This window comes from Duodenibacillus massiliensis, assembly GCF_928721995.1.
Classification (GTDB): domain Bacteria; phylum Pseudomonadota; class Gammaproteobacteria; order Burkholderiales; family Burkholderiaceae_F; genus Duodenibacillus; species Duodenibacillus massiliensis.
Map to the genome: position 1 here is coordinate 1557093 of NZ_OV788642.1, position 13183 is coordinate 1570275.

General features: G+C 57.4%; 14 protein-coding genes. 7 read left to right on the forward strand and 7 right to left on the reverse strand.

The window, feature by feature from the left end; all coding sequences use genetic code 11:
• Window positions 1-23: 23 nt before the first annotated feature.
• The 6 genes from trmL to ftsY form a co-directional block, all read right to left on the reverse strand.
• Window positions 24-494, reverse strand: a complete 471-nt coding sequence (gene trmL, locus NXF97_RS07120; protein WP_074008880.1) for a tRNA (uridine(34)/cytosine(34)/5-carboxymethylaminomethyluridine(34)-2'-O)-methyltransferase TrmL — start codon at window positions 492-494, stop codon at window positions 24-26.
• Between the two features lie 31 nt (window positions 495-525).
• Window positions 526-1572 carry an RNA polymerase sigma factor RpoH gene (gene rpoH, locus NXF97_RS07125; protein WP_022372760.1) on the reverse strand — a complete coding sequence of 349 codons (1047 nt, stop codon included), beginning with the start codon at window positions 1570-1572 and terminating at the stop codon, window positions 526-528.
• Between the two features lie 465 nt (window positions 1573-2037).
• Entirely contained in the window at window positions 2038-2946 is a 909-nt protein-coding gene (locus NXF97_RS07130; protein ID WP_074008879.1) for a cell division protein FtsX, read from the reverse strand.
• Window positions 2934-3638, reverse strand: coding sequence for a cell division ATP-binding protein FtsE (locus tag NXF97_RS07135; RefSeq protein ID WP_274955558.1), 705 nt, complete (start codon window positions 3636-3638; stop codon window positions 2934-2936). Before NXF97_RS07135 ends, NXF97_RS07130 begins: the two co-directional genes overlap by 13 nt.
• Before the next feature lie 2 nt (window positions 3639-3640).
• Window positions 3641-5158 (reverse strand): Ppx/GppA phosphatase family protein, encoded by a 1518-nt coding sequence (locus tag NXF97_RS07140; protein ID WP_274955559.1) that lies wholly within the window; start codon window positions 5156-5158, stop codon window positions 3641-3643.
• 49 nt (window positions 5159-5207) lie between these two features.
• A complete protein-coding gene (gene ftsY / locus NXF97_RS07145) occupies window positions 5208-6122 on the reverse strand; it encodes a signal recognition particle-docking protein FtsY (protein WP_274955560.1) in 915 nt (304 codons plus the stop codon).
• On the opposite strand from ftsY, the gene rsmD reads away from it, so the two are divergent.
• The 7 genes from rsmD (at window position 6121) to NXF97_RS07180 (ending at window position 12162) form a co-directional block, all read left to right on the forward strand.
• A complete protein-coding gene (gene rsmD, locus NXF97_RS07150; protein WP_274955561.1) occupies window positions 6121-6816 on the forward strand; it encodes a 16S rRNA (guanine(966)-N(2))-methyltransferase RsmD in 696 nt (231 codons plus the stop codon). The two genes, ftsY and rsmD, sit on opposite strands and share 2 nt — an antisense overlap.
• A gap of 34 nt (window positions 6817-6850) precedes the next feature.
• On the forward strand, window positions 6851-7345 hold the full coding sequence (gene coaD, locus NXF97_RS07155) for a pantetheine-phosphate adenylyltransferase (RefSeq protein ID WP_274956731.1): 495 nt from the start codon (window positions 6851-6853) through the stop codon (window positions 7343-7345).
• Window positions 7345-7638, forward strand: coding sequence for a 4Fe-4S binding protein (locus NXF97_RS07160; RefSeq protein ID WP_022373049.1), 294 nt, complete (start codon window positions 7345-7347; stop codon window positions 7636-7638). Before coaD ends, NXF97_RS07160 begins: the two co-directional genes overlap by 1 nt.
• 42 nt (window positions 7639-7680) lie before the next feature.
• Window positions 7681-9231, forward strand: a complete 1551-nt coding sequence (locus tag NXF97_RS07165; RefSeq protein WP_022373048.1) for a Na+/H+ antiporter NhaC family protein — start codon at window positions 7681-7683, stop codon at window positions 9229-9231.
• A 144-nt stretch (window positions 9232-9375) separates the two neighbouring features.
• Entirely contained in the window at window positions 9376-10503 is a 1128-nt protein-coding gene (lptF, locus tag NXF97_RS07170) for an LPS export ABC transporter permease LptF (RefSeq protein WP_074008875.1), read from the forward strand.
• Entirely contained in the window at window positions 10500-11639 is a 1140-nt protein-coding gene (lptG, locus tag NXF97_RS07175; RefSeq protein ID WP_274955562.1) for an LPS export ABC transporter permease LptG, read from the forward strand. The genes lptF and lptG overlap by 4 nt, the downstream gene beginning before the upstream one ends.
• Window positions 11640-11745: 106 nt before the next feature.
• Entirely contained in the window at window positions 11746-12162 is a 417-nt protein-coding gene (locus NXF97_RS07180; RefSeq protein WP_274955563.1) for a cyclophilin-like fold protein, read from the forward strand.
• Between the two features lie 51 nt (window positions 12163-12213).
• Here NXF97_RS07180 and NXF97_RS07185 read toward each other — a convergent pair whose 3' ends face one another.
• The gene (locus NXF97_RS07185; protein WP_418744450.1) at window positions 12214-12813 is read right to left on the reverse strand and encodes an FAD-binding protein; all 600 of its coding nucleotides are present in this window, start codon (window positions 12811-12813) and stop codon (window positions 12214-12216) included.
• Window positions 12814-13183: the final 370 nt, after the last annotated feature.

Sequence of the window (13183 nt, forward strand, 5' to 3'; positions counted from 1 at the left end):
CGGGAGCAGGGCTCCCGTTTTTGCTAAATGCCTCCCGCGTAGCCGTTTTGGCGCCAGGCCTCAAAGACGGTGACGGCCACGGCGTTACTGAGGTTTAACGAGCGGTTGTCGGGAAACATCGGAAGGCGGATACGCTGCGAAGCCGGGAAAAAATCACGGACGGCGTCAGGAAGCCCCTTACCTTCACTGCCGAAAACAAGCCAGTCGCCGTTTTGAAAATGCATCGTGGAAAAGACGGAAGAGCCCTTGGTTGTCATCGCAAACATGCGGGTGCGGTCCGGGTTTTCTCGTGCGAGAAAGTCATCCCAGTTTTCGTAAACCGTAAGCGTTGTCATCTCGTGGTAGTCGAGCCCCGCTCTCACAAGGTGCTTGTCGTCCACGGAAAACCCGAGGGGCTTAATAAGGTGCAGTTTGCTTCCGGTATTGGCGCACAGCCGGATGATGTTGCCGGTATTGGGCGGAATCTCCGGATGCACTAAAACAACGTGATACATGATTGAAAAAAGAGTGAACCTGCTGCGGCGTTTAATTGCCGTCAATGATGTCGTCGCGCTCATCGGTGAGCGCCTGTCGCATTGTAACGAGTGCTTTCTTTTCAATCTGCCGGACGCGCTCGGCGGAGACACCGAGTTCAGCGGCAAGTTCCTGAAGCGTCAGGGGTTTAGTGCCGTCTTCTTCATCGCCGGTGAGCCACCGCGCTTCAATGACGCGCCGCGAGCGGGAATCAAGCGCATTAAGAGCCTTTTGCAGCCCTTCCCGTGACATTTTCTCGCGGCTTTGGTTTTCGAGCGTATGCATCGGACCGTCTTCGTCGCGCGAGAGCCAGTCAATCGGGGAAAACGTCGGATTGTCATCATCGTCGTTTACGGGCCCGTCAATGGAGGTGTCGCCCCCTGTCATGCGCTCTTCCATGTCAAGCACTTCTTCGGGCTTAACGTCGAGCTCCGTTGCGATTTTCTTGGCCTGATCCAGTGTCAGCGACTTGTCGCTTTCCTTCATCTGACGCAGGTTAAAAAAGAGCTTTCGCTGATTTTTGGTGGTCGCAAGTTTCACCAGACGCCAGTTTCTGACGACATAGTCCTGGATTTCCGCGCGGATCCAGTGCACGGCAAAGGTCATGAGCCGCACACCGCGGTCGGGATCAAAGTGTTTGATCGCCTTCATGAGCCCGATATTGCCTTCCTGAATGAGGTCGGCGTGCGGCAGCCCATAGCCCAGATACCCGCGCGCAATGGAAATCACAAGGCGCAGGTGGCTTACAACGAGCGCCTGCGCGGCCTGAAGGTCGCCTTTGTCTCTGAGCGCCACCGCGTAGTTTTTTTCCTCTTCAGCGGTTAAAAGCGGCGCAGCGTTTGCGGCACGGATGAAGGCATCTAAGTCGCCCAAGGCCGTCGGCACCACCGCCGGCAGGTTTTCCGCGGGCTTTTTGTACGGGACGACAGAGCCCTTCACATCAGGGCGCGCAACAAGCGCCTGCGGCTTTTTAAGCGCAACAGCCGAAGAGGCCCGAACGGCCGGCAGTTTCGGCGCGGATTGTGCGGCTTTTTTCTTGTCGGAAACGGTTTCTGGCACGGCTTACGGGACGACTTAATGGGATTACTTTGGTGTTGGGATGCTAGCACCGAAGGCGGGGCAAATTTTCGCGGTGGTGTTGCTGATTGTGTTTCAGAAAAACGGCAAAGATGTGAAGCGCCGCGTCTTTGAACCGGGCAACTGATGCGGCCTTGGCTTCAGTGTTGGGCCGGCGTCACGAAGGTTTGAGAAACGCAACCGTCTGACGCGTGGTTTTTTGTGCAACAGCGGCTGAATTTTTATGGACTCCCCCCCCCCTCTTGACAAAGCGGCGCTGGGGGTGTCAAGCGACATAAGAATTGACCCTCAAAACGACATAAAAATTGACCCACCTCCAAAAGGGACAAAAGAACGGCATTTGACGTGCCGACCCGGAAAGTTCGGATTTTGTGTTATTGCCGCGGCGGCTGGTATCAGCCTTTGACGGTCGCAAAACATCTGAGCGAAGGCTGATACCGGGTAAAGTCAGAAGCCGAACTTCTGCAGCTTTCTTAAGGCGTCACCGGCGGTGTAGCGGCCGATGCCGGCGCCCACCAGGGCGGCGGCTCCGAGGTACACGAGGCACCAGTCGGTGCTGATGAGTCTGAGGGTCAGATTAACGCCGTAAAGCGACGCAAAGTCCGCCGCGGGCTGCGAGAGAATGCTGATGCCGATCCAGGTGATCCCGAGCGAAATCGCGGCGGCAAATACGAGAGTTAAAAGCCCTCGGCAGGCGTAGGGCGCCGTGGCAAACCCGCGGCTCGCGCCGAAGATGTGAAGGTCAAGGAGCTCTTCGCGCTGCGCGGCCGTTGTCATCCTCACCGAAGACATCACCACCAGAATCACGAGAATCAGAATGACGGACGCAAGAATCCCGAGCGTGACGTACAGCGCGGCCTTAAGGCGCGCGAGGTAACTCGCCCAGCGGTCATCAAAGGCGGTCGACTCAATGCCCTCAAGTTTTTCCATGGAAGCAGCGAGCGCTTCCGTGTCTTTTTCGGTGACGTTGTTCCCGAGCGTTGCAACGATGATGTCAGGCAAGGGGTTGTTTGCCGAGCGCTTTGACTGCAGACCGAGGCTTTTATTGACCATCTTGAGCGCATCATCCTTGGGGATAATGCGCACGGAAGTGACGCCCGGAAGCCGGTTGATTTTCTGCGAGAGGTCTTTGACGGTATTGGGGCCAGCAGAGCGCTCGGTAAAGGCCGTGATCTCCGTATTCATCGGCACGTTGATTACTGTGTCGTTAAGGCACACCATGACGCTGATGATGAAAATCGGAATGGTGAGCGCCAGTGCCGCAAGCGTCACGGCGAGCATGAAGGGGCCCTTGTTGACGCGGATGCCGAGCAGCGTCTGGCTGATCGTCCAGTAGATGTGTGTCAGTAACCGCACGACGCGCCCTCCTCATCTTCGTCGTCATCATAGGTCACGGGACCGTCGCCGAGGTAAATGGTTTTGTGCGAGACGTTCGCAGGGAGCAGCTGCAGGTGCGAAGCGACAATCACCGAGACCGTTCCGAGCGAGAAGGACCCCAGAAGGTTCATGAGTTCCTGGGCGTTTGTGAGGTCTAAGTGCGCCGCCGGTTCATCCGCGAGAATCATCACGGGGTCGTTCACAACAGCGCGCGCCAGGCACGCCATCTGGCGCTGCCCCGAGGAGAGTTCCGCGGGGAAGAGGTCCGCAAGATCCTCAATGCGGCACTTCTGCAGCGCGTGACGGGCCCGGATGCGTGCCTCGCGGTAGGATTCGTCCGCGGCCAGCGCCGGAAGCATGACGTTATCAATCACCGAGCGGTCTCTTAAAAGCACGCCGTCCGGAAGCATGATGCCCATCGAGCGGCGCATCCACATCTTTTGGTTTTCGGTGAAGTTGTTGACGAGGTCGCCCCCGATGCGCACTTCGCCGGCCGAGGGCTTTAAAAGCCCGGCAATCAGTTTTAAAACAAGCGACTTACCGCTTCCGGTGGGACCGGTGAGGTAAATGAACTGGCCGCGGTTTACGGAAAACGTGATCCCCGAGACGCGGCGCTTGCCGTCAAAGTCGACGGCAACGTTGGTGAGTTCAATAAGCGGTGTTCCGGCCACGGTCAGTCTCCGGCCGATGTGTCGGCTTTAAAGTTTTTGCGCTCAAAACGAAAGTCAATGTCCATCTTGTCCCAGACATCTTCTTCGGCATGAAGCAGATACTCGGTAAGGGGGTGCTTCATAAGCCACGCACTGTCAAGCGCAAATTCAATCGTTTTCCCGTCGGCTTTGAGTGTCCAGGCCGGAAGCCGCACTGTGCGGCGGGCATGCGCAAAGATGACCGCAAGGCGGATCGCGCAGATCATGCGCATGAGCATCGGGTCCTTAAGGCAGCTTTCCACCTTTTTGAGGTTGCCGCGCTGCGAGAGGACAATTGCCGCCATATCGGACTGATCCGACCGGGAAAAGCCCGGAAGGTCCGAATTTTTCAGAATGTATTCGCTGTGACGGTGGTAGCCGCTCGGGCTGATCATCTTGCCGGTTTCGTGCAGCATCGCTGCCCACTGCAGCAGTTTCCTGCGCGCCGGATCAGGGTTGCCGTCAGACAAAGCCTGGAAAAACTTGTCGGAAAGCGCCGCCACGCGCGCGGCCTGCTGCTTATCGACGTTCGTGCGTTTAAGAATCGCCGTAACGGTGGCATCACGCACGTCGTGCTGGCTCTTGCGCCCCAAAATGTCGTAAAGAAGCCCCTCGCGCAGGGCGCCTGAAGCCGGCCGCATCTCCTTGATGCCGAAGGTTTCGAAAACGGCGGTTAAAACAGCGATGCCGCCCGCAATCACCTCGCGGCGGTCTTCTTTGAGGCCCGCGAGCTTGATGCGGCGGATTTCGCCCGAGCTGATGAGTTCGTCTCTGAGGTACTTTAAAAGCGCGGGCGTCACAACGCCGTTTGTAAGGCCTAAGGCCGTGCCGATGTCAGCGACGGCACCGATCGTGCCTGCGCTGCCGTAGGCGGCATCCCACTGACGGTGGCTGAACTCCTGGTGCGCTTCTTCAAATTCGGCCTGAGCTGAAAGTTGCGCGGCTTTAAACTCTTTTGCCGTGATTTTGCCGTCTTTAAAGAACTGAACCGAGGTGTTGACGCAGCCCACGTGAAACGATTCGCACTGTTTGGGCAGGTACCCACGGCCGATGATGAGTTCCGTGGAGGCGCCGCCGATGTCGACAACCAGACGCTTCTCGGGGGAAGACGGGAGCGTATGCGCGCAGCCAGAAAACACGAGGCGCGCCTCTTCGCGGCCCGCGATGATTTCGATGGGGTGGCCTAAAGCGGCTTCGGCTTTGGGAAGAAATTCGTCGGAATTTTTCGCAACGCGCAGCGCCTGCGTGCCCACAGCACGGATGTACTTGGGATCAACGCCCGCGAGTTTTTCCTTAAAGCGGGAGAGGGCATTCAAGGCGCGCTTTTGCGCTTCTTCCGTCAGAAACCCCTTCTCGTCAAAGCCTGCGGCAAGCCGCACGGTTTCCTTCCAGTAGCTTTCCGTGAGAATCTGATCGTCGACAACCCGGCCGACTTCAACGCGAAAGCTGTTGCTGCCCAGATCCACTGCACCCAAAAGCAAAGGTTTTTCCGTTGCCGTCATCGTGTCTCGTCCCGAGAAGGAGTAGTTGCGAAAAAGCGTTTTTTACCGGTTATTCGCGCTCGATACCCACCAAGGCATCGGCAAAAGCCTCGGCGTTAAATGGCTGCAGATCGTCAATCTTTTCACCCACGCCGACAAAATATATCGGAAGCGGCCTGTCGCCTCGGCTTGCGGTGATTGCCACAAGAACGCCGCCTTTGGCGGTGCCGTCAAGCTTGGTGACAATAAGGCCCGTGAGCTGCGCAAAGGCGTCAAAGGCTTTGACCTGCGCCAGGGCATTTTGTCCGTTGGTGCCGTCCACCACGAGGATTACCTCGTGGGGCGCGCCTTCAAGGGCTTTACCCTGCGCGCGGCGGATGCGTCCGAGTTCTTCCATGAGGTTTGTCTGCGTGGGAAGGCGTCCTGCGGTGTCCGCAATCACCACGTCAAGCCCGCGGGCCTTGCCGGCACTCACGGCGTCAAAGACAACGGCCGCGGGATCGCCCCCGGTCTGGCTCACGACGTCAATGCGGTTGCGCTCGCCCCAGACCGCAAGCTGCTCGCGCGCGGCGGCCCGAAACGTATCGGCAGCGGCCAAAAGCACGGTCTTATTGTCGGCGGCAAGCCACTTGGCAATCTTGCCGATTGTGGTGGTTTTGCCGGCACCGTTAACGCCCGCCATCATCATCACGAAGGGCTTGGTGCGGTTTACGTCAAGCGGCTTTTGCGCGGGCAGGAGGATGCGCTTAATTTCATCGCGCAGCGCAAGGCGCACCTCTTCCGGGGTTTTAAGGCCCCTGAGTTTTACCGTGTCGCGCAGCCGCTCTAAGATAAGATTCGTGCTTTCAACGCCGATATCGGCGGCAATCAGTGAGGTTTCGAGCTCTTCAAAGAAATCTTCGTCAATCACGGCGCCGGAAAAAAGACCGGCCAGATTGATGCGCGTGCGCTCCAAACCCTGTTTTAAGCGAGAAAAGAAACCCATGGCTCGTGCGGGAAAAAAAGAACCGGCGCTTCACTCTCACGGGAGAAAAGCGGGTTCGGAAAATCAGTCGTCGGGACGGGGCGTTAAGCCCGCCCAAAGGGTTAGTTTAGCAACCGGGGCTAAGAGTGTGGGGGCCGTGCGCATCATCGGAGGGCGCTTCAAGCGTACGCCTCTGGCGGTGCAGGATCGCGAGGGCCTGCGGCCCACCCCCGACCGCGTGAGAGAAACCGTCTTTGACTGGCTCATGCACCTTTCAGGGGGCACGATCGAAGACCTCACGGTGCTCGATATGTTTGCGGGAAGCGGCGCCATGGGTCTTGAAGCTGCAAGCCGCGGCGCACGGCGTGTTGTCTGCACGGAATTAAACCGCAAAAGCGCGGCGCAGATCCGCGCGGTCGTGGAAAAACTCGGCGCAGCCGGGACGGTTAACGTCGTCTGCGGGGACGTTTTTTCCTATGTCGGAAGTACAAATGAGACTTTTGACATTGTCTTTATCGATCCTCCGTTTGCCGAGAGCCTGCAGGCTGAGGCGCTCTCGGCAGTCAGGCCCAGACTCACGGACAAGGCGGTTGTCTACGTGGAAAGCGACCGGGAGATCAGTGAAGAAAAGCTTCAGGATCAAGGATTTGCCTCGGTGCGCCGGGGCCGTGCGGGGGCTGTCTTTTATTTGCTTGCACAGAAAAATTTCCGTTAAAATTCATAATCTTGTCTTTTGATTTTTGTCCGTGATGATCCAGGCCGTTTATCCGGGAACGTTTGATCCGATGACGCTCGGGCACCTCGATATGGTGCGCCGGGCTGCACGGCTGTTTGATTTTGTGACGGTGGCTGTGGCCGCCAGTCCCAAGAAAAAACCGCTTTTTACGCTTGAGGAGCGGGTGGAACTCGCGCGGCTTCAGTGCGCGGACCTCGCCAATGTGGCGGTCGAAGGGTTTGATGATCTGCTCTGCCGGTTTGTGGCGCGCAAAAGCGCGCAGGTCATCGTGAGAAGCTCCCGGGCGGCGACGGACTTTGAGTACGAGCTGCAGATGGCGATGATGAACCGGCACCTCGTGCCTGAAGCTGAAACGGTGTTTCTGACGCCGAGCGCCGAGCTGCAGTACGTGAGCGGCACGCTCGTGCGTGAAATCGCGCTATTAGGGGGCGACGTCACGGAGTGCGTGGTACCGGCTGTTGCCGAGGCGCTCGCGCGTAAGGCAGCTCATCTGCGGGATGCACACTGATGGCTCTGATGATCACCGACGAATGCATCGGCTGCGGCGTATGCCTGCCCGAATGCCCGCATCAGGCAATCTGCGAAGAGGACGGCAACTTCTGGATCCGCGCGGGGCGCTGTACGGAATGCGCCGAGGACCCCGAAGGGCCGCACTGCAGAAGGCTCTGCCCGATGCCCGAGGTGATCGTCACCAACCCCCGGCGCACGGAAACGCGTGAAGCGCTTCTGCGTAAAGCCGCATCCTTTAAACTGCGCCGGCTTTTTGAAGAATTCGATAAAACCAAAGAAGAAGCGGCATGACACGGCCGCGTTTCTCCACAGTAACACACGGGAAACAACACTATGCAACCCTATGCCGCAGAATGGCTTTCCATCATCCCGCCGATCGTCGCTATCGGCTTGGCGCTCATGACGAAGGAAGTGTTTTCTTCGCTCCTTGTGGGTATCTTTACCGGTACGCTCATCTACGCGGTGGGCACGGGCGGCAACATCGTGATGGGGACAACGGAAGTCGCCTTCAAGATGATGGCCCAGAAGCTCGACTTCAACATCATCATCTTCTGTTCGCTTCTGGGGGCGCTCGTTTACGTGATCACGATGGCGGGCGGCACCAAAGCCTACGGTAAGGCGGCGGTTAAGCTCATCAAGGGCCGCCGCTCAACGTTGCTCGCAACGGGTGGTCTGGGCCTTACGATCTTTATCGACGACTACTTTAACTGCCTCACGGTCGGTACCGTCATGCGACCCTTGACGGACCTTTACCGCATCAGCCGCGAAAAGCTTGCGTACATCATCGACAGTACGGCGGCCCCCATCTGCATCATTGCGCCCATTTCCTCGTGGGCGGCGGCCGTGGGGTCGTCTTTGAAAGACACCGGTGCGTTTGAAAGCGAACTGGGCGCGTTTGTCGCCACTATTCCGTGGAACTTCTATGCGCTGCTGTGCCTTATTCTCGTGGTCTTTATCTGCCTCACAAGTTACGACTTTGGGCCCATGCGCCGAGCTGAAATCAATGCTCAGAGGGATCAGGAACTCTCCGAAGAAGGCGTGCAGGAAGTCGACCGTGAGGTGAAAAGCAACCCCCGCGGCACGGTCTGGGACATGCTTATCCCGCTGGTTGCCCTCATTGTTTTCTCCGTCCTGTCGCTTATGTATTCCGGCGGCTACTGGGGTGAAGACGCGAAGTACCACACCTTTATGGCGGCAATCGGCAATTCCTCGGCCTCGATGTCGCTTGTGTGGGCTTCCTTCGGCGCCATGGTTGTGGCACTGCTTCTTTTCGTGCCGCGCCGGCTTCTTTCCTTTGCCGACTTCTTTAACGGCAGCGTTGAAGGCATGAAGATCATGTTGCCTGCCAACATCATCCTGATTCTTGCCTGGACCCTTTCGGGGGTGTGCCGTGAACTTTTGAGCACCCCGCAGTTCATGCAGTCCATCGTCACAAGTTCCGGCATGAGCGCGATGTTCCTGCCGGTGATTGTCTTTGCGATTGCGGCGTTTCTTTCCTTCTCAATGGGCACGGCTTGGGGTACCTTCGGTATCCTCATCCCCATCGTAGTGCCGATTGTGCAGGCTCTTGATCCCAACCTCACGGTGGTGGTGCTTTCCGCCACGCTTGCGGGCTCGGTCTTCGGTGATCACTGTTCGCCCATTTCCGATACCACGATTCTGTCCTCAGCGGGCAGCCGCTGCACGCATATTTCGCATGTGGCAACGCAACTGCCGTACTCAATCCTTGTTGCCGTGTGTGCCGGTATAGGGTACCTTGTGGCCGGCATTTCCGGGGGCAGCCTTCTCTGGAGCTTCTCCGCGGCGCTTCTGTGCCTTTTGGTTGCAACCGCGGTGCTTCATTTCTGGTATCAGAAAAAGGATCCGGAAGAGATTCCCGCTTAATCGGCGCGACAGACACGGGCGGCAGAATACGGACAAAAGCAGCAACGCTTTTTCTGTGTTTTGCCGCTGCAGTTTGTCGGGTTCTTAAACTAAAATCGGTCGAATCAGGCTTAACTTTCATTTGCCCCCGGACCGGGTCCACTCATGATTTTCCGACGTTCACTCGTTAATGAGCTCGCCAACAGCGCGGGCGGCGTCTTTACGGTGTTGTTTTCCATCGTACTGACGGTCGGACTCGTCCAAATTCTGGGGGAGGCCGCTGACGGCAGCGTCGATTCGGCGACCGTTTTTGAACTGGTGGCCTATTCAAGCCTGGTAAATCTCCCGCCTTTGGTGGCCCTGTCGCTTTTTATGGCCGTACTGATGGTGCTCATGCGAAGCTGGCAGGACAGCGAAATGGTGGTGTGGTTCAGCTCCGCGGGCCTGAGCCTTCTTTCCTGGATCCGCCCGGTGCTGCGCTTTGCGCTTCCAATGATTCTCGTTGTGGGGATTCTCTCCATTGCGCTCACCCCCTGGGCCAAAAGCCAGATTGAACGCACGACGGAAGCCTTTCAGCAGAAAGAAGACGTCAACCGCATCGCCCCCGGGCGCTTTATTGAAACCGCGGGCGGACAGCGCGTCTTTTTCATTGAAGACGCGGCCGAAGACGGCTCGCGCATTCACAACGTCTTCATGAGTGAGCGCAAGGACGGCGCGGAAATCATTGTGCACGCAGGCGAAGGCGCGGTGCGCACCAACGACGCCGGTGACCGCTACATTGCGCTTTCTGACGGCCGCCGCTATGAAACGGATCCGGATAAAGGGGCCTCCTGGAAGGTTTTGGATTTTGCGCGCTACGACATGCTGATCCGCGTCAAGGCTGATACGGCGCTTACGAGCATGAGCGTGGACATGATGCCGGTGGCGATGCTCACGGCGATCAACACCAATGCCGCCAACGCTGAACTGCTCTGGCGTCTCTGCTGGCCTCTGGCGGCATTAAACCTCGTGCTTCTCGCGATTCCGCTTTCCTACACGAACCCCAGAGCCGGACGAAGCCTTTCGATGGTGATTGCCGTTTTGATCTTTATTCTCTACTTAAACGGTATTTCGATTGCGGAGACCTGGGTGAGAGGCGGCAAGATCAGCTGGGTGACGGGACTGATTGCGTTAAACGGCGGCGTCTTTCTGCTCACGGCACTGCTCTTTGTACGGCGCGTGTGGCTTGTGCGGTGGCTGCCTCTGAAGCTCACGGAGCTTCCTTACAAATGGATCGGGAGGGATGAAAAGTGAGCGTCATCGCCCGGCATCTGACAAAAGAAGTTCTGATTGCGTCGCTTTTTGTGCTTTTTGCGCTCACGGCGCTTTTTGCCTTTTTTGAGTTTGTGCGCCAGCTGGGCCGCATCGGCACCCGCTACGACCTTATTCACGGCCTGATTTTTACGGCGTTAAACCTCCCGACCCGCATCTACGAAGTGATGCCCGTGGCAGCACTTGTGGGCGCGGTCTACACGTTGAGCCGCTGGGCCGCAACGAGTGAATTCACGATTCTGCGCGTGTCGGGCCTTTCGCCCGTGCGCCTTGCGGCAATGCTCTCCGTTTCCGGCATCATTCTTTCGGTCGTCACCTACGGTATCGGCGAATTCGTGGCGCCTGAGACTTATAAGCTCAGAGACGAAATGCGCTCGGAGGTTTCCGGCAGCACCTTGTCGTCCCACGACTACGATTCGGGTATCTGGGTGCGTGACGTCGTGAAGGACGCGCAGGGTTCTCCCCTTCTGACCCGCTTTGTGAACGTGAGAAACCTGCTTGCCGAAGGCAAGGGCTCGCGCACCGGTGCCTGGCGTATTTTTGAATTTACGCCGGACAACGCGTTAACGCGCGTGATTCACGCCGAAGGCGCCAATTACATTACCGGTGAAGGGTGGCATCTGAAAAACGCGACGGTGGAGACGCTGCCCAAACTTGCCAAAGGCGAGAGCCCCATGATTGAAAAGGCCGGGATCCGCCGGCATGCGGACTTTCTGCTTGCCACGCAGATGCGGCCAGACCTTCTGGGGGTACTCACGATTCGTCCTGAGCGTATGGGGATCGGCTCTCTCTGGCAGTACATCGGTTACCTCCGGGAAAACGGACAGACCACCGAGCGCTATGAAACGGCGATGTGGAAGCGTATTTTCTATCCGCTCGCCATTTTTGTGATGCTCGCGGTTTCGATGCCCTTTGCCTACCTTAATGCCCGCTCGGGCGGCATTTCGATCAAGATCTTCGCGGGTCTCATGATCGGTATCACGTTTTACGCGCTTAACAACATCTTTTCCTTCCTTGGGGTGATCAACACCTGGTCACCGGTGGCGATGGCGGTGCTGCCGCCCTTAATCATGCTCATTGCGGCTGCGGCCGTCATGTGGTGGGTGGAAAAACGTTAGAAACGCCAGAAAAGAGTTTCGGGCAATATTTTGACGGGCCTTGTCAGTCATCGGCCGCTTTTTCCCGTTAACGTTCTCCCGGATGACGCCCTTCGGGAGAGAAAAAATGAAAAAAGCGGTTATGGGACTCGTTGCCGCAGTGACGGCCGGTGCAGCGGCGGCCGATGCCGCCGTCATTGAAATGACGGTCGGCGAAAAAAGCTACGCCGTCGAACTTCTTGAAAACGATGCGGCCCGGGACCTGATGCGCAGGCTTCCGCTGGAAGTCACGTTTGAAAACTTCGGCGCCGTCGAGCGTATTGCGTATCTCAAAAAAGCGCTTAACCTCGGCTCCGCGCCGCGGGAAACAACGCCTGCGGCAGGGGATCTTACGTACTACATCCCGTGGGGAAACCTTGCGGTGTTTACGGGGCCTTTCCGGCACTCCCCGGATTTGGTGCCGCTCGGAAAACTCTCTGAAGAAGCGCTTGAAGCGGTCAGAAAGAGCGGGAACACGCCGGTGCATTTTGCGGTGAAGCCGTAACTTTGGAAAAACAGTATCTCTGAAGCCGTGGAGCAGTACTCGATTGGCAAATCAACGATCTCGTACTGGCTCAGGATTGCCAGAGAGCAAGCAGGTTGCGGCATGCTGCCCAACAAAGGAAATCCCAAGCTCATGACCAGCCTCAAGCTCCCTAAAGGAGTGACCTACCTTCAAGCCCACAGCGCAGTTGTTGCCAGGGAAATCATGAGCGAGACTGCCTTCGGCCAGTTCTGCCGCAAGCAGGGATACGCCCGCTTGTTCACACTTTTGATGCATCGGGTTGATAAAGCCGGAACCGGAGCCGTTATCCGCAACCACTGAACGGGGGACGGAATGGCCGCCGTCCTGGGTGATCACGGGTTTAAATTTGACGCCCATTTCGTTTTTCAGCCACTCGTAGCAGACCATCATGTTGTCGGCAAGCTCCTTCGCCTTGTCCATCTGGTTGAGCCCCAGGCCGGCAGTAACGGTATCTTTCATCCAAAGATCAAGGCTGTTCTTGATTCCTGCGTCTTTCTGCTGGGGTGCGCCGACAGCTGTCATTTCGCCGCCGTTGATGACGGAGTTTCCGCCGAAGGTCGGCATCTTTTCGAGCACGATGACCTTTTTGCCGGCTTTGGCGGCCTCGTAAGCGGCGGCAAGCCTGCAAATCCGGAACCGATCACGATTACGTCGGTGGTTTCATCATATTTTGCGGGAGCGCTGACCGGTTTGGCCTGCGCGGCTCCGAGTCCTGCGGTCCCCATAAGTGCGGCTGCTGTTCCCAGTATGCTGCGGCGCGAGATGCATAAAGTTCTCCTTGGCGGTTGTTGCTTGGAATGAAATCTTCCGAGAGAGTTGCGTTGCAGAGGGTTTAAAAAGCCTGCATTGCTTCAGATCTCTTGTCGGGGAGTCTATGTGCGGGGTGTCCCGGGACATTTGGACAATGTCAACGGGCACTTCCCCGGGAAGGTAGACTCCTTGATGAGAAAGACAAACAGAAAGCGCGGGCAACAAAAAAGCCCGCGGCTGCGGGCTTTTG